Origin of the sequence: Cohaesibacter marisflavi (genome assembly GCF_963665895.2) — a bacterium.
Classification (GTDB): Bacteria; Pseudomonadota; Alphaproteobacteria; order Rhizobiales; family Cohaesibacteraceae; genus Cohaesibacter; species Cohaesibacter marisflavi.
In genome coordinates, this window is the sequence record NZ_OY762534.1 from 1639077 (window position 1) to 1658982 (window position 19906).

24 protein-coding genes are annotated in these 19906 nt (G+C 53.2%); 15 read left to right on the plus strand and 9 right to left on the minus strand.

What is annotated here, in order from left to right; all coding sequences use genetic code 11:
- From ACKPCT_RS08635 to ACKPCT_RS08660, 6 genes are read right to left on the minus strand one after another with little or no spacing between them, the layout of a single operon-like run.
- On the minus strand, window positions 1-270 hold the full coding sequence (locus ACKPCT_RS08635; RefSeq protein ID WP_319568984.1) for a hypothetical protein: 270 nt from the start codon (window positions 268-270) through the stop codon (window positions 1-3).
- The gene (locus tag ACKPCT_RS08640) at window positions 260-505 is read right to left on the minus strand and encodes a hypothetical protein (RefSeq protein WP_319516718.1); all 246 of its coding nucleotides are present in this window, start codon (window positions 503-505) and stop codon (window positions 260-262) included. The genes ACKPCT_RS08635 and ACKPCT_RS08640 overlap by 11 nt, the downstream gene beginning before the upstream one ends.
- A complete protein-coding gene (locus tag ACKPCT_RS08645) occupies window positions 499-780 on the minus strand; it encodes a hypothetical protein (RefSeq protein WP_319568985.1) in 282 nt (93 codons plus the stop codon). The genes ACKPCT_RS08640 and ACKPCT_RS08645 overlap by 7 nt, the downstream gene beginning before the upstream one ends.
- 32 nt (window positions 781-812) lie before the next feature.
- Complete coding sequence (locus ACKPCT_RS08650) at window positions 813-1424, minus strand: helix-turn-helix domain-containing protein (protein ID WP_319568986.1); 612 nt, start codon at window positions 1422-1424, stop codon at window positions 813-815.
- The gene (locus ACKPCT_RS08655) at window positions 1414-1974 is read right to left on the minus strand and encodes a hypothetical protein (RefSeq protein WP_319568987.1); all 561 of its coding nucleotides are present in this window, start codon (window positions 1972-1974) and stop codon (window positions 1414-1416) included. Before ACKPCT_RS08655 ends, ACKPCT_RS08650 begins: the two co-directional genes overlap by 11 nt.
- Window positions 1971-2231 (minus strand): hypothetical protein, encoded by a 261-nt coding sequence (locus ACKPCT_RS08660; RefSeq protein WP_319568988.1) that lies wholly within the window; start codon window positions 2229-2231, stop codon window positions 1971-1973. Before ACKPCT_RS08660 ends, ACKPCT_RS08655 begins: the two co-directional genes overlap by 4 nt.
- A gap of 88 nt (window positions 2232-2319) precedes the next feature.
- Between ACKPCT_RS08660 and ACKPCT_RS08665 the strand changes: the two genes are divergently transcribed.
- The 8 genes from ACKPCT_RS08665 to ACKPCT_RS08700 all read left to right on the plus strand — a co-directional run bounded on the left by ACKPCT_RS08665 (window position 2320) and on the right by ACKPCT_RS08700 (window position 7547).
- Window positions 2320-2634 (plus strand): helix-turn-helix domain-containing protein, encoded by a 315-nt coding sequence (locus ACKPCT_RS08665; RefSeq protein WP_407652482.1) that lies wholly within the window; start codon window positions 2320-2322, stop codon window positions 2632-2634.
- A gap of 271 nt (window positions 2635-2905) precedes the next feature.
- Window positions 2906-3514 (plus strand): hypothetical protein, encoded by a 609-nt coding sequence (locus ACKPCT_RS08670; protein WP_319568989.1) that lies wholly within the window; start codon window positions 2906-2908, stop codon window positions 3512-3514.
- 2 nt (window positions 3515-3516) lie between these two features.
- Entirely contained in the window at window positions 3517-4599 is a 1083-nt protein-coding gene (locus ACKPCT_RS08675) for a helix-turn-helix domain-containing protein (protein WP_319568990.1), read from the plus strand.
- A gap of 156 nt (window positions 4600-4755) precedes the next feature.
- A complete protein-coding gene (locus ACKPCT_RS08680; protein ID WP_319568991.1) occupies window positions 4756-5094 on the plus strand; it encodes a hypothetical protein in 339 nt (112 codons plus the stop codon).
- A gap of 155 nt (window positions 5095-5249) precedes the next feature.
- On the plus strand, window positions 5250-5408 hold the full coding sequence (locus ACKPCT_RS08685; RefSeq protein WP_210186622.1) for a hypothetical protein: 159 nt from the start codon (window positions 5250-5252) through the stop codon (window positions 5406-5408).
- Window positions 5405-5662, plus strand: a complete 258-nt coding sequence (locus tag ACKPCT_RS08690; RefSeq protein WP_090068337.1) for a DUF2312 domain-containing protein — start codon at window positions 5405-5407, stop codon at window positions 5660-5662. Before ACKPCT_RS08685 ends, ACKPCT_RS08690 begins: the two co-directional genes overlap by 4 nt.
- Window positions 5663-5766: 104 nt before the next feature.
- Window positions 5767-6201: a thermonuclease family protein gene (locus ACKPCT_RS08695; protein ID WP_319568992.1), complete on the plus strand. Its 435-nt coding sequence runs from the start codon at window positions 5767-5769 to the stop codon at window positions 6199-6201.
- Window positions 6202-6509: 308 nt separating this feature from the next.
- Window positions 6510-7547, plus strand: a complete 1038-nt coding sequence (locus ACKPCT_RS08700) for a tyrosine-type recombinase/integrase (RefSeq protein WP_319568993.1) — start codon at window positions 6510-6512, stop codon at window positions 7545-7547.
- Window positions 7548-7813: 266 nt separating this feature from the next.
- Here ACKPCT_RS08700 and ACKPCT_RS08705 read toward each other — a convergent pair whose 3' ends face one another.
- From ACKPCT_RS08705 to ACKPCT_RS08715, 3 genes are all read right to left on the minus strand, one after another.
- Window positions 7814-8584, minus strand: a complete 771-nt coding sequence (locus ACKPCT_RS08705; protein ID WP_319568994.1) for a LamB/YcsF family protein — start codon at window positions 8582-8584, stop codon at window positions 7814-7816.
- Window positions 8585-8898: 314 nt separating this feature from the next.
- Window positions 8899-10218 (minus strand): hydantoinase/carbamoylase family amidase, encoded by a 1320-nt coding sequence (locus ACKPCT_RS08710; protein ID WP_090068331.1) that lies wholly within the window; start codon window positions 10216-10218, stop codon window positions 8899-8901.
- On the minus strand, window positions 10215-10874 hold the full coding sequence (locus ACKPCT_RS08715; protein WP_090068329.1) for a GntR family transcriptional regulator: 660 nt from the start codon (window positions 10872-10874) through the stop codon (window positions 10215-10217). The genes ACKPCT_RS08710 and ACKPCT_RS08715 overlap by 4 nt, the downstream gene beginning before the upstream one ends.
- Before the next feature lie 224 nt (window positions 10875-11098).
- Here ACKPCT_RS08715 and ACKPCT_RS08720 point away from each other — a divergent pair, with 224 nt between their 5' ends.
- The 7 genes from ACKPCT_RS08720 to ACKPCT_RS08750 all read left to right on the plus strand — a co-directional run bounded on the left by ACKPCT_RS08720 (window position 11099) and on the right by ACKPCT_RS08750 (window position 19834).
- Complete coding sequence (locus ACKPCT_RS08720) at window positions 11099-12277, plus strand: M24 family metallopeptidase (protein ID WP_175527875.1); 1179 nt, start codon at window positions 11099-11101, stop codon at window positions 12275-12277.
- A gap of 81 nt (window positions 12278-12358) precedes the next feature.
- The gene (locus ACKPCT_RS08725; protein WP_090068325.1) at window positions 12359-13909 is read left to right on the plus strand and encodes an ABC transporter substrate-binding protein; all 1551 of its coding nucleotides are present in this window, start codon (window positions 12359-12361) and stop codon (window positions 13907-13909) included.
- Window positions 13910-13921: 12 nt separating this feature from the next.
- A complete protein-coding gene (locus ACKPCT_RS08730; protein ID WP_090068323.1) occupies window positions 13922-14872 on the plus strand; it encodes an ABC transporter permease in 951 nt (316 codons plus the stop codon).
- Window positions 14865-15683: an ABC transporter permease gene (locus ACKPCT_RS08735; protein WP_319568995.1), complete on the plus strand. Its 819-nt coding sequence runs from the start codon at window positions 14865-14867 to the stop codon at window positions 15681-15683. Before ACKPCT_RS08730 ends, ACKPCT_RS08735 begins: the two co-directional genes overlap by 8 nt.
- A complete protein-coding gene (locus tag ACKPCT_RS08740) occupies window positions 15683-17398 on the plus strand; it encodes a dipeptide ABC transporter ATP-binding protein (RefSeq protein WP_090068319.1) in 1716 nt (571 codons plus the stop codon). Before ACKPCT_RS08735 ends, ACKPCT_RS08740 begins: the two co-directional genes overlap by 1 nt.
- Window positions 17385-18611 (plus strand): M20 family metallopeptidase, encoded by a 1227-nt coding sequence (locus ACKPCT_RS08745; protein WP_407652462.1) that lies wholly within the window; start codon window positions 17385-17387, stop codon window positions 18609-18611. Before ACKPCT_RS08740 ends, ACKPCT_RS08745 begins: the two co-directional genes overlap by 14 nt.
- Before the next feature lie 14 nt (window positions 18612-18625).
- Entirely contained in the window at window positions 18626-19834 is a 1209-nt protein-coding gene (locus tag ACKPCT_RS08750; protein WP_319569402.1) for a M24 family metallopeptidase, read from the plus strand.
- The last annotated feature ends 72 nt before the right edge of the window (window positions 19835-19906 follow it).

Sequence of the window (19906 nt, forward strand, 5' to 3'; positions counted from 1 at the left end):
TCAACGCTCCCCCTTCTCATCCCGCATCCGCTCCAGCGCCACAAAGCGCGGAAGAGTAACCCTGTTTACCCCACCTCCATTGCCGCATTGCATGCGGGTGTAACAGAGCTGCACACGCCCCTTATCGTCGCGCTCTACCGTCGCGGCCTCGCGCTCGCGTCTGACGCGCTCTTGCACCCGCTTCGGTGCTTCAGCGCGTAAAGTCGGCCCCATCAGAGGAACACCGCCAGAAAACAGCTGCGCGCTGCGATTGCCCCGATCATTGATCATCACTCACGCCCTTCATTGCAGCCTCTTGCGGCAACAGCTCGTTAAGCCGGTCCCGCACCGCGATTGCTTCATGTAAAAAGAGATTGCGCTCGCGCCAGTCGGGCGAGTTCCATGGCCCGTGCATGGTCACAACTGGCGGATTAAAGCCGCGCTGCTCAATCAGGTTAATTTGAATACGTCGCGTTTCGAGCCGGTCAATGGATGGCCGATAAGGACGCCGCCTTGGCTTCAGCATAGCCGCCCCCTGCCCTCAACCGCCCGCTGCGCGATCTGGTCAACAAAGCTTTCAGCTTCGCCTAGCATCGAAAATCCGAACATTCGATAAGCACGATTTCCTAGCCCGCTTTGCACATGGCTAACGGTTGCCGTGAGGTCATCAGCCGCAACAATGCGCGGCTCCACCAGCCGGTCAAAATACTGGATAGCCCGAGACACAGCCCCGGCCTCAACGATCCACCCAGAATGAACGATGCTCTCGCTCGTTGCTTCGCAAAGACCTTTCGCTGGCATGGTTGGCTCTCGTTTCACTCGTTTGCCTTCCCTCACGCAATCAAGGCAATGCGCTTGCGAAGGCTTTCGCCCTCGTCAGCCAAGGCCCAAAGGTCAAGAACAACATTTTCAAGATTGCTGACTTCCGCTTCCAGCGCAGGGCTTGCCAGCCGCAACACGGCCACGCGGTCAACGGCATTGCGCACGCTGGCATGGTGCCGGTCAAAAACCTGCCCCACCATCACAGTCGAGCAGCGGCCAATCTCTACGGCCAGATGCTGCGCAATATGGCGCGCACCACTGATTTCTATGTGATCGCGCTTTTCTACAAAAATCTCTTCAGGCTTCAGGAAATAGCGCTCACTGACTGCCGAAGCCGCGATGATGCAATAGGCAAAATCGCGAAACCGCTTGCCCTCTGGCAACTCGGTATATTTCAGCGCGAAAGAGGCATATTCGCCCAGAGCGTAAGAGCGCCTAAAGCCAAGTTGACGTTGGAAGCGAAAGGCACAAAGCTTGTAAGGGTCCGCACTGCATGCCGTTGGTTCGGGATTGCTCTTGCCCTTTTTACGCTTGAAGACATGCGGCACCTTATCCAGCATGTCAGGGCCAAAGCCGAGCGCATCAAAGGTCAGTTGCAAAGGAGGCAAGGGTTTAACGGCCATCCGCGCCCCCTTTCCGCCCGTTCGGCTTCTTGGCGCTGGCCTGCGCCACCTTTGCCTTGAAACTCTCTTTGAGAGACAGCGCATTGAGGTGTAGCCGGTCCGCCGCTTCAATCAGATCATAATCGAGGATTTCCGAAACCGAGATTTGCGCATCGTCTTCCAGTGCCTTGCTCATACCAGCCAACAGACCGGCAAAATCAGAGCTGACGCCAGCCACAGCACCAGCCCCCGCTGGCACCGGATTGCAATCCGAGCACGGCACGGCCTGAAGGCCTGCCAGCTCCAGCAAAAGCCGAAGCGCCCGCAGGGCTTCCCCATCAGAGAAGGCAATCAAATCGGCTAGCATAAACAGCGAAAGCGATTGTTGCCGCATGTCGTCTTGGCTGGAGCGCCGCCGCAAACAGCGATCAATGCTCTGCTTGCGATATCCGGTAACTTCTGCCAGCGCGTCACTGCCAACCGTTTTGACGTCCAGCTTACTCGCCGCCAGCAGTTCGCCATAGATATCGCGTCCGTTGAAATTGCATAAAAGCTTGTGTTCGCCGCTCATGAGCCATCCGCCGCGCCAGAAACATGGAATTCAACCTCACAGCCTTGCAGACTGAGAGCATCAACAGAGCGCCAGCGGAAAAGGGAAACAGGAACGGAAACACCCTTCTCTAACCCCATGAGGAAGAGAGGAACGAACCAGGACGCAGGAAAAGACCCCAAGACAACATTATTGGAAACAGCAGACGCGCCAACGCCCAGCCGCTTTGCAACGGACCTAGCTCCCAAATCACCCACGATGCATTTTGCTGTGCTCATAACAGCAATAATCTTCAAATTAATTGAAGTTTGTCAACTGCAAGTTTCTTTAATGTTCAACTTTTTTGAATTGTGCGATTGTTTGGGCATGAAAAACACAAATGAATCAGATCCGCAGATCATTGCACAACGCCTAAATTGGCTCCTTGACTACTTGGAGCTAAGCCAGGTTGAATTTGCTCGCACGATCAACGCATCCCCAACCACTCTTAGTAATTGGCTAAGCGGGAGAAGTCGTTTGTCTCTGGACGGAGCCCTTTCCATCCGAAAGACCTACGGGGTTTCATTAGATTTTCTATATCTAGGAAGAGCGGATACATTGCCGCAACAAATCGCCAAGGCATGGGCATCAAGTCCGCGCGTCAACCATTCGAGCAAATCTAGCGAGAAACCAGACGCCTGACAGGCATCAATCATTAGCAGCAACTTGATTTCTCTTTCACTCATAACGCGCCTTCCCACACAGTCATTATGAGAACAAAACAGAAACATTGCAACCTAGGATTTTCAGGTATCCATAGCATTTAGCTACTTAACTCACTTGAATTTATGAAGACAAACACCAAATCAAAATCAAATCTGAATAATTTTCTTCCATTTTGCAGTTTTCTTTCATACCATAAAGTGGACGAGGGAGGCGTCATAAATGAGTCGGTTCAATTATGAGGAAAACTATGAGCCATTTGACAGAAGAAGACGTAAAGGCAATTCTCAACCCATATCACGGAACTCTGCGACAACTAGTGTGCTCCGCATATGAAGAGTTCGTGTTTTACAAAGCCTCCAGAGCCGAAAGAGCTAAGAGCCCAGTGAGGTACCCTCGTACAATTGCTAATTTCGTGTTTGACGAAATTGCAAATCTCGCGAGTTCCGAATTTACTCTAGACAAAGACGTCGCAATTTTCGAGCAACCGCAAACGATCAAGCTCTTAGTGCAAGGGCAAGTGATTATTAGGTTCAAAAAAGGCGATAGCGAAGGTCTCGGGCGAAACGTCATGACTCAAGCAGAAATGGACTTCATAGATCCACAGCAATCGCTTCCAGGACTCCCCAAGGAAGCCGAAAAGGTTGAAATTACATGGAAACCTAATGTATTAGGCACCGAGATATCATCAGTTTCTGTCGTCTCTAGAAGCGGATCACATTCAAATTGGAGCTACGAGATCCCAGAAGAAGAATCTGGCCGCGATTTCAACATCGTTCCGATACCCCCACATAATCCCAGCAACAATCCACCTTTGGTTTCTGTAAAGAATCCAAACAAAACAGCATCAAGTGAATAACCATGGCAACTTTTGGAGATCTACTCAGACTAGCAAGGCAATTTCGCAGTTTGACGCAAAGAGATACAGCAGCCAAACTGAATATTCCACAAACGCTTTTGTCTCGCCTTGAAAACGATCTCGTAGAACCTGATCAGAAGCTCATTCAACGGGCTTCTGATTGCTTTAATTTACCAATCCCCTTTTTTTCCATTCCTGATCGCGTCTACGGCCCACCAGTGAGCGTTCATACAATGTTTAGAGGAAATAAATCTGAGGTCTCAGCTCCCGTTATTGATCAAATAACAGCGGAACTAAACATCCGAATTTTTCACCTAAATCGCCTCTTGCAGCAAGTTGATATTCACGCAAAGACTGAAGTTCCAAACCTTCCGTATGATGAGTGGGAGTCCGCAGAAGAGATCGCTAACAAGGTTAGGTCTTTCTGGAGAGTACCAAGTGGGCCTATAAAAAACCTGACACGATTAATCGAAGAAGCAGGAATCATAATAGGAGAAACCAATTTCAACGGACTATCAATTAGCGGCGTCACTTTTGCAGCACCGGGAAAGCCACCTATATTTTTAATAAACAAAGAACACCCCGCTGACAGAATTAGATTCACCCTTGCACACGAACTCGGACACCTCGTAATGCATCGCTTTCCGTCTCCCACAATGGAAGATGAGGCCAATCAGTTTGCCTCTGCTCTTTTGTTGCCACGCAATGAAATGCAGCAGGTATTTAGCGGCAGAAAAATTACTCTAGAGCTTTTGGCGTCTTTGAAGAAAGAATGGAAGGCATCTATGCAATCGCTTCTTATGTGCGCAAACGATATGGGTTTCCTGACACCGAACCAAAACCGATACTTGTGGCAACAAATTAGTAAGCGAGGTTGGAGGCTAAAAGAGCCTGCGAGTTTAGATATCGCCTTCGAGCCCCCCTCTGTTTTGCCATCAATAATCAAAGCTCACCTTAAAGAACTGAGCTTTAGCTTTGAAGAGGTCCTAAAAATCACTAGCTTCAACAAACCTGATTTTGTCGCTCTATATGGCGATTTTGAAGAAAAGCAGCCAACTAGGCCGACGTTGCGTATTGTTAGCTAGGTAATTATGTAGCCCCGCCCAAGCGAACATTCTTTAAAAAAATCCTTAAAAGGCGCACCTTAACAATGTGAGCTGCGCCTTTTTCACGCGCTTGTTGCAACCCCTTTTACAGTCTAAAATATCCTTGTCGCAAAGCACCAATCAGGATCTAACAAGGTGCTGTATATCTATTCCGAAATTGCAGCAATCACCCTTGCGCTAATCGTCGTTTATTTAATGATGACCGGCGCAAAAGGCCAAACTAACACGGCCATCAAAGAGCGCAAAGGGTTTGAACGCAGCTATGAAGAGGAAAGGAATATGATCAAGCTTACTTCTAGTGAAACGGCAGAAACTCTCAACCAATTAGAGGCAACCCTCATTGAAGCCATTTCACAAGCCGACAAGCTTGACGATGCACTCCTTTCCTACACGCTCTCAATGTCTCTACAACAAGTGCGATACATGATTGAGCAAGCTAATTCGTTCGATCAACAACATCAGTTGCACTCATGAAATTCAATTTATTTGAATTTTTATATTGACTATTCAATTTATTTGAATTTAATATTCTTCTTGCGCAAAGCCATGTATTCATCACCATACAAGGCGATGGCACGCGAGAGACAAGCATTCCTCCCTCATCTCTTGCGCCAACTGGAGAAAGGCAGATGCAAGAGATCTATATTCCAATGCGGCGGCGCTCTTGCAAACCAGCTTTGAAAGCCACCTTTTTCGCCTTGCGGGAAGGCCTTTCATATTTGGGGGTGATGGCCAGCACATCTGCTTTTCTCCTTTCTCTTTTTATTCTTTCAGGAGCAATCCAATGACCAACAATGGCGGGGTCGCAGCCGATCAGCTGCGCGCATTTATCGAACGCATCGAGCGGCTCGAAGAAGAGAAGAAAGCCATTTCCGACGATATCAAGGATATCTACGCTGAAGCCAAGGGCAACGGCTACGACACCAAGGCCATGCGCCAGGTCGTCCGCTTGCGCAAACAAGACGCCAATGAGCGGCAAGAGATGGAAGCCTTACTAGACCTTTACCTACATGCGCTAGGAATGGCAGGTACAAGCGCATAGCGCTCAACGCCGGAGCAAGCGGACATGCCGCGCGCCAGTTCATTGCGCAGCAATGAACGAGAGCCCAAAGACCGAATGAGTTTCAACGCAAAGAGGCAAGCAAAATGAGAAATCTGGGAATTTGGGCAGTGCTTTCTTTCGCAGTCTATGGCCTGTATGTGATGAACGAAAATCAGACAACACCAACGGACCATGGCCGGGTCTCAATGCCGATTTGCTCCAGCGGCAAACGCGTCTCTTGCGTTGTCGATGGCGACACTTTCTGGCTCAAAGGCACCAAATACCGCCTCAAGGATGTTGATACGCCTGAAACGAATGGCCAATGCAGCGGAGAACAGCGCTTGGCCGCCAACGCCACCAGAGCCCTATCAAGCTTCCTCAGCAAAGGCGAAATCAGCTTGCGCACCTATGGTGAAGGCTACTATGGCCGTACGCTCGTCAAGGTATCAGTCGATGGACAGGACGCAGGCAAATACCTCCTGCAACAGCGCCTAGCCCGCCGCTGGCCCGATGGCCCTAAATTCTGGTGCAACGACTAAGCCCAGCCCAATCAATCATCTGTCCTATTTCAACTTGTTCAAACGCCAATGACCAAGCGAATTGTCATGTCTGCATGTCTGACTTGGTCACGCCCACCATCATCAAACGAGAATAGCACCATGCCTGATTATGTACGTGCTTCCACCATCGCAAATAAACATGGTTTCACGAGCCGCTATTGGATAAGGCAAGCTGCTGAAGGGAAAATTCCCGGAGCGTTCCAGCCATCAGGCCCAGGCGGTCATTGGCTATTTGACAAGAAGCTTTTTGAACGCTGGTGGGAAACCCGGAAAAGGAGTGTTAATCAATGGCCAATGTCTACAAACGTGGGTCGAGCTATTGGGGAAGAGTTACCCGGTCCGGTAAAGAATACAGGCGTTCTCTCAAGACAAAAGATAGACGCACTGCTGAAAAGCGCCTGCAGGACTGGATAGGCGAATTAGAGCGGATTGCTTGGGGCGAAAAGCCCCGCAAATCCTTTGCTGATCTTGCCGAACGCTTTATCCTCGAACATCTACCCACCCTTAAACCCAAATCAGCTATTCGCTATGGCGTATCGATCAAAAACCTAAATGCCCTAATGGGTCATATGATGGTCGACGAAATCACCCGGTCAGTGCTATCTGATTTCGAAGTCTCTAGGCGCAATGATGGCGTTACCGCTGCAACAGTACGCCGCGATCTGGCTTGCCTTTCTTCCATGCTAACAAGCGCGATGGATTGGGAATGGATCGATATGAATCCAGTTCCAACCTTCTTACGTGCCCGCAGCCGAAGAGGCTTGAAAGAAAGCCCGCCGCGCACCCGCTATCTGTCAGCCTTTGAAGAAAAGCACTTGCTGGCGCACACCACGCCTGCTGTCCAGCTAGCAATCGAATTGGCAATCGACACCGGCCTAAGGCGTGAGGAATTATTCTCGCTCACATGGAAACAAATAGACCTGTCGGCAGGCGTCATCAAATTAGGCACAAACACCAAATCCGGCAAACCACGCGAAGTTCCGATCCTGCAACGGGCCCGCACAAATCTCGGCACACATCCTCGGCACTTCAAAAGCCCTTATGTCTTGCGCCACGATGACGGGAGACGCCTGCAAAATATGCAGAAAGGCTTCAAAAGCGCATGCCGCCGCGCAAGGATAACAGACCTTAAATGGCACGATTTACGCCGAACTGCAGGGTGTCGCTTGCTTCAGGACTATGAATTGTCCATGGAAGAGGTAAGCAAAATTTTGGGTCACAGTTCCGTTGTTGTTACAGAGCAAAGATACGCATTTCTTGACATGGAAAGGACAAGAAACAAAATTGTTGCTCGCACAAAACTCGGCACAGGCGCAACGGACTAAATCGAATAATAACGTTATTTCAATTATATAGGATATGCGCGGTCTGAACTCTGACTCCGTCGGTCCTGGTTCGAGTCCAGGATCCCCAGCCAAAATTTCTCTTAAAATCTTAAAGCAATTTGATAGTTGTTTGATCCAAGCAATTGGATCATTGCAGCTTGCTATAATCAGCTCACCTTCTTTCTTAAGCGCTTGGTCCAATGATTGCCGCTTAGGAAACAAGGACGGCAGGCAGCGGTCTTTTTCGCGCCACCTGCCAGCTGAAATCAATTGCGGGCAAATGGGGCGATTGCGATTCCTTCCTTGATGAAGGCCTCACGCAAGTCTTTTGCTGTGGCAACAGCGCCTGGCGTATCCCCATGAACACAAATAGATCCAGCTTCTACAGGAAGCTTTGTGCCTGCTGTTGTGGGAATATATCCATCACGCACCATGGCGAGCGCCTGATCGACCGACTGGGCATGATCCTTGATCACGGCCCCCTCTTGGGAACGCGGCGTCAACATGCCATCTGCGGTGTAGGTGCGGTCTGCGTAAACTTCACACACCACCTCAAGGCCTGCTTTTTCGGCAGCCTTCATGATTTCGGAATAAGGAAGCGCCACGACCACCAGCTTGGGATTGACCGCAACCACAGCCCGTACACAAACCTCTGCCAATACAGGATCTTCTGCTGCCATATTGCCAAGTGCCCCGTGCGTCTTCATATGGCTGATAGGCCAGCCGAGCGCGCGTGCCATGCCGTCAATCGCAGCGATCTGATAGATAATTTGCGCCTCAAGATCTTCTGGCTTGTCACCCATGATGCGTCGGCGCCCGAAGCCATAGAGATCCATAAAGGAAGGATGCGCCCCGATGGAAACGCCCTGCGCTTTGGCTGCAAGAATCGTGTCGCGCATCACGACGGGATCGCCCGCATGAAACCCGCACGCCACATTGGCGGTGGAAATGATTTCCAACATCGCGGCATCATCACCGATGGTATAGGCACCGAAAGCCTCGCCCATATCACAATTCAAATCGACTGTTTTGGTCATGTTACCAACCCTTTCTGTATGAGTTTCTTGATATAGGAAAGACGCGCTTGCATCAAATTAACGACCCGCGCTCTCACTGAAGTACAGCAGACAGTTCAATCCACAATAACAAGCACAAGAAACACTTGATTTTGCATTTCAGCTAATGCATACAGATGGTATACCATCTTGACAAGATGTTGCCGCACCAAGGGCGGTTTATCCCACCTTCAGCACCCGGATCATTCATAGCGTGATGCCGGGTGCTTTTTTTGTGCTGCTTCCAGAGAACTTTAGAAGGTACGCGCGTTAGGCCTCCGGCCTTATCACCCCCCCTATTCAGCCACCTCCAACGGGTCGCTCAGGCAAAATGCCGAGAGCAGATTGGTCGCCAGAGCGAAATCGTCCAGTTCCATATGCTCTTCAGGGTTATGGCTGCCGTGGTCGTTACGGATGAAGATCATACCAGTCGGCACGCCAGCTGCGGCAAATACAGCAGCATCGTGGCCAGCACCGCATGGCATGGTGAGCGTTGTCTGTTCAAGATCCTGCGCACAGCTTTCCAGCCCCTTTACAATGGAAGGCTGCATTTTGGCGGGCGTACTGGTCGATATCTTGCCCATATCGAGCCGAACACTCTGCTCGCGCTCAATGACAGCAATGGCCTCGTGCAGTTTCTCCTGCATTAGCTGCAGCGTCTCGGGCTCCTCGCTGCGCACGTCGAGAGAAAAATCGACTTCACCAGCAATCTTGCTGAAAGCAGCCTCATCGGGATTGGTGGAAAACTGGCTAAAGGTGACGACCAGATCATGACCTTCGTCGGCCAGCTGCATCCAGGCTTCATCAAGGCGCACTACCAGCGTGGCAACAGCGCGCACCGCATCGGCCCGACAATCGCGTGGGGTGCCGCCAGAATGACCATATTCCCCAAGGCAGCGAGCTGCTCGGTAACGGAAAGAACCGCGAATACCGGTGACAATCCCGACAGGGATCTTTCTATCCACAAGAACAGGCCCCTGCTCGATATGCGGTTCGATGAACATACCAACTGTTTCAGCCGAAAGGAAAGCGTTTCCGGCTGCAATGGACTTTGCATCACCACCATTTCCGTCAATAGCAGACAGCAAAGATACGCCGTCGGAAGAGCGCTTAAGAGCCGTAAGCTCATCGCCATCCAACCGACCAAACGCCATGCGGCTGCCAATATAGGAAGCACCAAACCAGACACTTTCTTCGGCCCGTATGGCCATGACAGTGATATCACGCTCCGGTTTGATACCGGCCTTTACAAAACCGGATACAACAGCCAACCCCATCAAAACGCCAGCAGCGCCATCAAAGTTGCCGCCACGGGGCACTGAATCAAGATGCGAACCAATCATTAAGCCGGGGCCGCTTTTACGACCCTTGAGGGTCATATAGAGGTTACAACCGGCATCAATTTTTGTTTCAAGGCCCAGTTTGCGCGCTTCGCGCCGCACCATATCATGGGCGATCTGTTCGCCTAGCCCGAAGGACGGACGCGTAAAGCCAAAGGCATTGCTGGTGCGCTGCTCCAATTCGTCGAACAGTTTGCGAGCAAGGTCTAGATCGGCCGGCGGTGAGTTACGCCCTTCCAATTCGAGCGCGACAGCGCCCTCCGAGTGCGATGTCATTGCGGTGTAAGTCTCCGTATAATACTCGCGCGAACATGGTCGAGATGCTCACGCATCGCTTCAGCCGCCTCTTCGCTTTTGCCTTGTTCCAAAAGATCTATGAGGGCCAAATGCTCCTGACAGGTCGATGTCAAGCGCTCGGGAATGCTGCGCAGGTCAAAAATCTGGGTTTGTCGTCTCAGAGAGTGGATGATTTGCGCGAGATGTGCATTTCCGGCCATGTTAGCGATCGCTCCATGCAGACCATCGTCAACGGCGCGAACGGCTTCGCGATCAGGTCGAGTTGCGCCTTTTTCTGCGCCATCAATCAGGTCATGCAAGCGCTTGCGCAGGTCTGAAATCGTCTCCGCAGTCAAATGACCCGCAGCAAGCCGCGCCGCTTCCGGCTCAAGCAGCAGGCGGATCTGGAGCACTTCCATATAATCCTCGATGCGCATCTGCTTGACCTGAAGCCCACGGCTGCCATGACGCTTCAAAAGACCTTCGCTTTCAAGCATCAACAGAGCATCCCGGATGGGGGTGCGCGACATGTCCAGCGTTTCAGCCAACCGACGCTCGGTCAACATTTCCCCCGGCTCGGCTTCTCCTGAGAGAATGAGTTCCAGGATCTTTTCATAAGCCTGTTGGGCCAGCCGCTTACTGGTCTCGATCAGCATGCTTTTCTCGCTCTTCTAGTTCCACAAGTCACGTACAGATGCCGTTTATCGGCAAGGATGAGCCTATACCACTCTCCTTATACTCATCCCATCCTTACAATTCAAACAGCCGAAAATACTGCATGTATTTTATTGAGAGACAATCTGAATTCATGTGGTTGACCTTTGGTATACCATACTTTAAGCTCAATGCAACGCAACGATCAAAAAAGGACGAACCACTCGTGGATAGCCTCGTTCAACCAAGCCTCCCATTCTCCAGAGAGGAGCATAAAGCCCGCCACAATCGCCTGTGTCAGAAGATTGGTGAAGCGGGTTGCGAAGCGATGTTGGTATTTGCTCAAGAGAGCATGTATTGGCTAACCGGCTTTGATACCGGCGGTTTTGTCTTTTTCCAGTGCCTTGTTGTTCCCGCAGATGGCCGCGAACCCATCCTCCTCACCCGTCGTCCGGATCTTGTGCAAGCCAGACAAACCAGCACGATTTCCGACATTCGGATCTGGTGGGATTCAGAGGAAGCCGATCCGGCGCAAGATCTCAAAGTCATCCTGGCCGAGCTTGGTCTGGAAGGCAAAAATATAGCTATCGAACTCAATACCCACGGCCTGACAGGATGGAACCTTTGGCGTGTGCAAAACGCGCTGGAAGGCTGGTGCACGCTGCAAAATGACGACCATCTGATTCGCCGTCTCCGCCTCATCAAGTCCCCCGCAGAAATCGCCTACACGAAGAAGGCCGCCGAGATTCTCGACAACTCGCTTCTTGCTGTTATCGATGCAGCCAAACCCGGCGTTCTCGATAGTGATCTGAAAGCCGCCTATTTGACCTCCATACTCGGACAAGGCGCTGATATGCCTCCCAATGCCCCAATCTTCAATTCGGGCAATCGCGCCGTTTATGGCCGTGGCGTTTCCGATCCACGCCGGATTGAGACGCAGGATCAGGTGCTGGTCGAATATCCGGTCGCCTATCGGCATTACAATGTGAAAACCGAATGGACGATCCTGTTTGGAGACGTCTCGGATGCCCATCGCAAGATGTATGACGTAGGTATGGAAACCCTACACCGGATGACCGAAATTGCCCGCCCGGGCACAACTCTGGGCGAGATTTTCGATCTCTATGCCGATGGTCTGGACAAAGGCGGATATAAGCGCGCCCGCTATGGCGCCACCGGCTATTCGGTCGGCTGCACTTATGCGCCCACCAGCATGGATGTTCCGCCCATGATCTATTCGGGCAATCCGACACAATGCCAGCCGGGCATGACCCTCTTTTACCATGTCATGAATGGTGACAGCGACACCGGACTTGCCATGGGCGTCGGCCACACTCTGCTCATCACAGAGGGGGCCCCTGAAGTACTGACCGCATTGCCGGATGATCTGACTGTAATCACCTGACAGGCGGCCTCTTCCAAAAAGAACAGATAAGAACAATTCACCAAACAAACACGAACTAGCAATCAACCTCATGAGGGTAAAATGAGCAAATTTACGATTTCCCGCCGTGGCGTCATGCTGGGTATGGCCGCAGCCGGTCTTATTCCGATGACCGGTATCGGTCTTGCTTCTGCCGCAGAACCAAAAGCCGGCGGCATTCTCAAGGTCAGCCACTCCACGCGTATTGCAACACTGAACCCGTTGACCCTGTCCGGTCCTGCAGAATATCCATGCCTCGACATGCTTTATTCCGGCCTGACCCGCATCGGAGTTGACAACAAACCAATGGCCGATCTGGCGGAAAGCTGGGAAGGTAGTGAAGGCGCAACAGTCTTTACCTTCAAACTGCGTGAAGGTGTGACCTTCCATGATGGCTCTGCGCTGACCGCTGATGACGTTGTCGCTACTTACGAAGCCATTCTGGACCCGGATCGTCCGGCCTCGGCCCGTTCTGTCCTGACCATGATCGATAGCGTTGAAGCTGCTGATGACCTGACTGTTATTTTCAAGCTCAACTCTCCTTTCGCTGACTTGCCAACGGCTACCGCACATGCCAACGCCCGCATCGTTTCGCGCAAGGCATTGGAAGCAGATCCGGCAACGCTGGAAACCACGGTCAATGGCACCGGCCCCTTCAAGCTGGAAACCTATGACAGTGCGCAGATGGTGCGTCTGGTCAAGAATGAAAACTACTTCATTCCTGGCAAGCCTTATTTGGAAGCAGTCGAGATGCACCTCTTCCCTGACCTTGCAGCAGAAACCGCTAACTTCCTCAATGGTCAGATGGATGTCATGCTGACGGTTCAGCAGGCCGACTATGAACGCATCGCCGGTTCTGCTGGCATTGAAGCAAAACGCATCCCGTCCGGCCGTTTCGTCAACGTAGTTATGCGTCACGATGCCAAACCCTGGAGCGATGTCCGCGTTCGGAAAGCGCTGGCTATGTCTGTTGACCGACAGATGCTTGTGGACGTCATTCTGGAAGGCCTTGGCCGTCCGGCTCATGACAATATCCTGTCGCCTGAATATCAGTATGTCATCGATTCTCCGGAAGTGCCTTACGATCCGGCAGCCGCCAAAGCCCTTCTGGCTGAAGCGGGCTATCCAGACGGCCTCAAGGTCACCATGGTTGCGTCCAACCGTCCGGCCATTCGTGCGCAGGTCGCCGTTGCCATCAAGCAGATGGCTCTGCCAGCAGGCTTTGACATTGAAGTTGAAACCATGCCGCATGACACCTATCTGGCCAATGTCTGGATGAAGGGCGACTTCTATATCGGTTACTGGGGTATGCAGCCAACCGCTGACGCAGCCTTCCGCCTTCTGCTGACTTCCGATGCATCCTATGAAGATTCCGCTTGGAAGAACAAAGAGTTCGATGCTCTGGTTGATGAAGGCCGCGAAACGCTCGATCCTGCCAAGCGCGCAGAGATCTACGCTAAAGCACAGCAGATGATGCTTGACGATCAGGTTTACATCATCCCGTTCTGGGAAGATCTGCTGACCGCATCAAGCGACAAGACCGAAGACTATAATCTGGCTCCGATCAACCGATACTTCTACTTTGAAAATGTTTGGTTGGACCAAGAAGCCTGAGAATAAACTGACATGACAATCGGATATCTATTCCGCCGATTGCTGTCTATTCTCCTTGTACTGGTCATCGTCACTTTCGCGGTTTTCGCGATTACGGCGGTGCTTCCGGGCAACGCCGCCATCATGATTTTGGGCGAATATGCTACGCCTGATGCTGTGGCGGCGTTGGAGAAGCAGCTTCATCTCGACCTTCCCTGGTACATGCAGTATTCGGGTTGGGTGAGCGGCGTCATTCACGGCGACTTTGGCATGTCATTGCGTCTGTCCCTGCCAGTTTCCGACGTTGTTGGCGAAGCATTCGTCAATTCCGCCGTTCTGGCAGGCACAGCGCTTGTGCTGGTCACCATCATTGCCATTCCCCTTGGTGCTATCGCTGCAGTCAGCCGCGGCAAGCTCATGGATCTGCTTCTGGCTGTCTTCAGCTATATGGGCTCGGCCTTGCCCGAATTCGTAACAGCAACCCTGTTGCTGGTGGTTTTTGCCGCGCCCAAAACCGGGATTTTCCCCGCCGGTGGCTTCACAGCTCCGTGGGAGAGCATACCGGGCTTCTTTTCTCACGTCGTGCTGCCAGCCGTGACGTTGGGTCTGGTGCTGATGGCGCATATTTCCCGACAGGTACGCTCGGAAATGTCCGAAGTGCTGTCGTCAGATTTTGTTCGTGCGGCGCGCCTTAAGGGTCTCACCGAAAAGCGGGTGATCTGGCGCCATGCCCTGCCAAATTCTCTGGCTCCGGCTGTTGCCGTTATCTCGCTTGATATCGGCTATCTGCTGGGCGGCATTATCGTTGTTGAAGAAATCTTCGCCTGGCCCGGATTGGGGCGTCTGTTGATCTACGCTCTGGAGAACAGGGACTTGCCCGTCATTCAGGCGGTTACGCTTCTGCTCGCCACTGTCTATGCGCTGTCCAACTTCCTGTCGGACGTGATCATCGCCATACTAGATCCGAGGGTTCGTTATGCCTAAAAGCTTTTTGGCACCCAATGCGCTCGTTGGCATCTTTCTGTTGCTGATCACTGCAGCCATCGCCATTGCCGGTCCGTGGCTCGCGCCCTATGATCCGCAGGCTTTCGATGCCTTGAACCGACTTCAGGGCCCATCCTTTACCCATCTTCTGGGTACGGATCAGTTCGGGCGAGATCTTCTGTCGCGCATTCTGAATGGCGCCCCAACGACGGTGCTGTTCGGTGTATTCGCCACGCTGCTTGGCGTGAGCATCGGGGCTATTATTGGCGTGATCGCCGGTGTGGCTGGCGGCAAGATCGACAATGCCATCATGCGCATTCTCGACGGGCTTCTTGCTGTTCCCGAATTGCTCTTCACCCTGTTGATTGTTACGGTCCTTGGCGGCGGTATGGGGCAAGCGATGCTGGCGGTTGCCGTGGCCTTTGCGCCCGGCATGGCTCGCATTTCGCGCAGCGCAGTGCTTTCGGTCCGCACACGCGACTATGTGCGAGCAGCCGTCGCGCGCGGTGAATCCGGCATATATATCGTGGTACGCGAAGTACTGCCCAACGCGCTTGGCCCCATCATAGTGGAATCCACCATTCGCGTATCTTTTGCCATCATGATTGGCGCAACCCTCGGCTTTCTGGGTCTTGGTGCCCAGCCTCCGAGCACGGAATGGGGCCTGATGGTTGCTGAAGCACGCCAATTCATGTTCCGCAATCCATGGTGTGTGGCTATTCCCGGCATTTTCATTGCCATGTCCGCACTCGGTTTCAACCTGTTTGGCGATGCCTTGCGCGACAGCCTTGACCCCCGCAGGAGCCATTGATGTCAGCCACACATGTCAACACCCATCCACCGGTCAAGGACAAGGCAGTCCCGTTCGATGCCAAAGCGCCACGCCTTGCCATTCGTAACTACTCCCTTTCCTACGCCACCAGCAACGGACCGGTCAAAGCGCTCAACAATATCAATCTGGAGATCGCTCCGGGCGAAACCCATGGTCTTGTGGGTGAAAGCGGCTCGGGCAAATCCTCGATGGCCTGGTCCATCATGCGCTATTTGCCGGACAATGCCATTGAGAAGCATGGCGCAATTCGGTTGGCCGGGCAGGAATTGCTCGAAATGTCGCCGCGCCAGATGATCGATATTCGCGGCCAGCGCATTTCGATGGTCTTTCAGGACCCCTCCACCTCGCTCAATCCGACCATGCGCATCGGCGACCAGATCACCGAAGTGCTCATGGCCCATCGCGGTTTGACCAAGGCACAGGCGCGCGCAGAAGCCGAAGCCGCCCTTGCGCGCACCGGCATCACCCGCCCCAAGGAAATGCTCAGCCGCTATCCGCATGAAGCATCGGGTGGCGAAAAGCAGCGCGTGGTCATTGCGACCGCCTTTGCCTGTGAACCGGAACTGATCATCTTCGATGAACCAACCACGGCGCTCGATATTCTGACGGCGCGGCAAATCCTTGACCTGTTCAACCGCCTGCGCGAGGAAACCCACGTTTCGGCGCTCTATATCTCGCATGATCTGGGGCTCGTTTCTCGCATCGCCGATCAGGTCTCGGTTCTGCATCATGGCGATCTCGTCGAGCATGGACCGGTCGACGAAGTATTCAACAATCCGCAGGACAGCTACACCAGGCGCCTTATCAGTGCGGTTCCGCATCCTGATCGTTGGCTGGGCGTCAAGAAGCCGGAAACCAAAGAGCCATTGCTTTCGCTTGATGCGGTCAGCGTGCGGTATTCCCCCCTCTCCTTCAAGGAGAAGGTGCTCAAGATCAAACCAGATGAAAGCGAGATTTTCTGGGGAGCCAAGGATGTATCCCTCAGCGTTCGCCCCGGCGAGCTTTTGGGCATTGTCGGGGAAAGTGGGTCGGGCAAATCCACTATTGCCAAAGCCCTGACGGGGCTGAATGACTTCACCGGCAAGGTCAAATTCGGCGATATCGAAGTCAATGGGCGCAAGCAGATCTCCCGAGATTATCGCCGCAAAGTACAGATCGTGTTCCAGCATCCGGATGCGTCTCTCAATCCCCGCCAGACAATCGGCACCATCCTTTCACGCCCGCTGCATCTTTACGATGTGGTCCCAAGCGATCAGATCAAGGATCGGATCAGGGAGTTGCTCGAACTGGTGCGCCTGCCAACTGAGTATGCAGACCGCTATCCTCACCAGCTTTCCGGTGGAGAAAAGCAGCGGGTTGCCATCGCTCGTGCCTTTGCCGCCGAACCGGATCTGGTGATATGCGATGAGGTGACCGCAGCGCTGGACGTATCCGTACAGGCGTCGGTGACAGAGCTGCTCGTCAACCTTCAGAAAGACACGGGCACCGCCTGCATCTTCATCACCCATGATCTCAATCTGATCCGCCAGATCGCACATCGTATTGCGGTGATGCAGCATGGCAAACTGGTTGATCTGTTCGACCGTGATGATGCCGATGCGGCGGATCGCCATTCCTACACCAGAGCCCTACTCGACGCTGTTCCCGTTCAAGTGTCGCTTGGCGTAAATGAAACGGAGCATGAAAATGTCTGAAGCACTGGATCTGGCAAAGGCTCTCAACCGGTCGGAATGCCTTGATATCCTGTCTGATGTCGTCAGCCACAAGAGCTATTCAGAAACAGAAGGCGAGCGCAAGTTGGCCGAACATGTGGCTTCCATCATGGAAAAGATGGGGCTGGAAGTTGAGTTGATGCCTGTGGTGGGCAACCGTGTCAACGCCATCGGGCGTTGGCGCGGCACTGGTGGCGGCAAGAGCCTGTTGTTTAACGGGCATCTGGACACCAACCCGGTGACGGAAGGCTGGACCGTAGATCCATGGGGCGGTCTCGTTGATGACGAGTTCATCTATGGCATTGGCGTTTCCAACATGAAAGCCGGTGACATGGCCTCGCTCTGTGCCGTCAAGACATTGATCGATAGTGGCAAACGCCTCAAGGGCGATGTGATCCTCACTTATGTGATCGGGGAATTGCAAGGCGGTATTGGCACCTTGGCGGCAGTCAATTCCGGTCTGCGTGCTGACTATTTCATCAATTCAGAACCTTCCGATCTGCAAGCCATTACCATGCATGCAGCGGCCTTCACCTTTACCATCGAGCTGGAAGGCATCACACGCCATCTTTCCAAGCGAGAAGCCGGTGTCGATGCCATCATGGCCGCGTGTGCGCTCATCCCCGAACTCAACGAGATGACCTTCTCGGATGCCCCTTCAGAAGAGCATCGCTCGGTGAACCGCGTTCATGTCGGTGTTGTGCATGGTGCGCTTGGTAAAGAGCTGCATGAGTGGCGCCCGCCGCAGGTGGCCGATTATGTCCGCATCAAGGGATCTGGCCGCTATGGCCCTGGCCAGACGCGCGAGAATGCCGTCAATGACTTGCGCAAGAAGCTTGATGAGCTGGAAGCCCGTTTCCCCGGTCTCAAGGCTACGGTTACGCCGGAAACCCGCAAGGGTCAGCCAACCATGCCTGCCTTTGAAGTCGCCAAGGATGCCCGCATCGTCACCGCGCTCAATACTGCCTACAAGGCCGTACGCGGAAAAGACCAACCCACCGGAGCCATCGCCCCTCCAGCCTATTTCGGCACCGATGCCGGACATCTATGGGCCGTCGGCGGCATGGAAGGCGTCGTTTGTGGCCCGGGCGGAAAATACAACACCATGCCGGATGAACGCGTAGAGATCGATGAGTATCTCGACATGATCCGCGTCTATCTGATGACCATGGCTGATATTTGCGAGATGGAGTAAGTCAAGTGACCGAGATGTTTGTTCCGAAAGAATATGCCGCCAAAACACCAGGCGGACGGGACGTCCTGCTAAGATTTCCGCCCGCGGAATATGCAGCCCGTCTGGCGGCAACCCGTAAGCGGATGCGCGAGGAAGGGCTTGATGCCCTGTTGGTTTTTGCGCAGGAAAGCCACTATTGGCTCACCGGCTTTGACACCGCTGGCTTCGTGTTCTTTCAGGCCGGAGTGATTACCGCCGACGAAAGCTCCACCGTTATTCTCACCCGCACGCCGGACAAGCGGCAGGCTGAAGTGGCCTCTCTTTATGACGAGGTGCGCATCTGGCTCAATGCTGAAGACGCTAATCCGGCCCTGGACTTGCGGGCCATTCTTGAAGAGAAGGGCTTGAAGGGCAAGAAGGTCGGCATCGAATATGCCAGCTATGGTCTTACCGCTTTTAACGGCCGCACGGTAGACACTGCGCTGGAAGGTTTTTGCGAAACGGCTGATGGCTCATGGATCATTCGTGGGCTGCGCCTCATAAAATCTTCGGCCGAATTGGAGCATGTCCGTATTGCTGGCAAGTTGGCTGATGCGGCCGTAAGCGCCACGATTGAGCGCGTGAAACCGGGTATCCCTGATAGTGCTCTGATTGGAGCCGCTTTTGATGCGATGGTAACCCGTGGTGGCGACACTCCATCTGGCGGCCCTATGGTCAATGCTGGTGCTGCAGCCCTGTTCGGTCGCGATTCCGGTATCGCTCACTATATCGAAGAGCAGGATCAGGTTCTGGTAGAACTGGCTGCGTCCCACTGTCGCTATCATGTCTGCATCGAAAGTACGCTCACGGTTGGCCCTGTCGATCCGCGTCAAGAACGCCAGATGGGCGTCGCTCGCGATGCCATCGAAGAGATCAAGGCGAATGCCCTGCCCGGTCGCGAATTGGGAACACTTGATGACATCCACCGGCGCGTGTTGGATAAAGGCGGCTTTGCCAAGGCCCGCTATGCGGCCTGTGGCTATGCTCTTGGTTGCACCTTCAAACCGACATGGATGGACGTGCCGCCGATGATCTATTCGGGCAACCCGCTGGTGATGCAGCCGGGCATGGTGTTCTTTGTGCATATCATGATCCCTGACACGGATACTGGCCTTGTTGCCGGCATCGGACAGACTTTCGTCATTCGCGAAACGGGGGAACCCGAGGTCTTTTCCGATTTGCCGGTCGAGCTGTTCCGCCGCTGATCCCCTTCCCGCTTTCAAGCGTGGCCCTGCGGCTGAAAAGCAGGGCCCGCCCAACAACAAGGAATGCCCTTA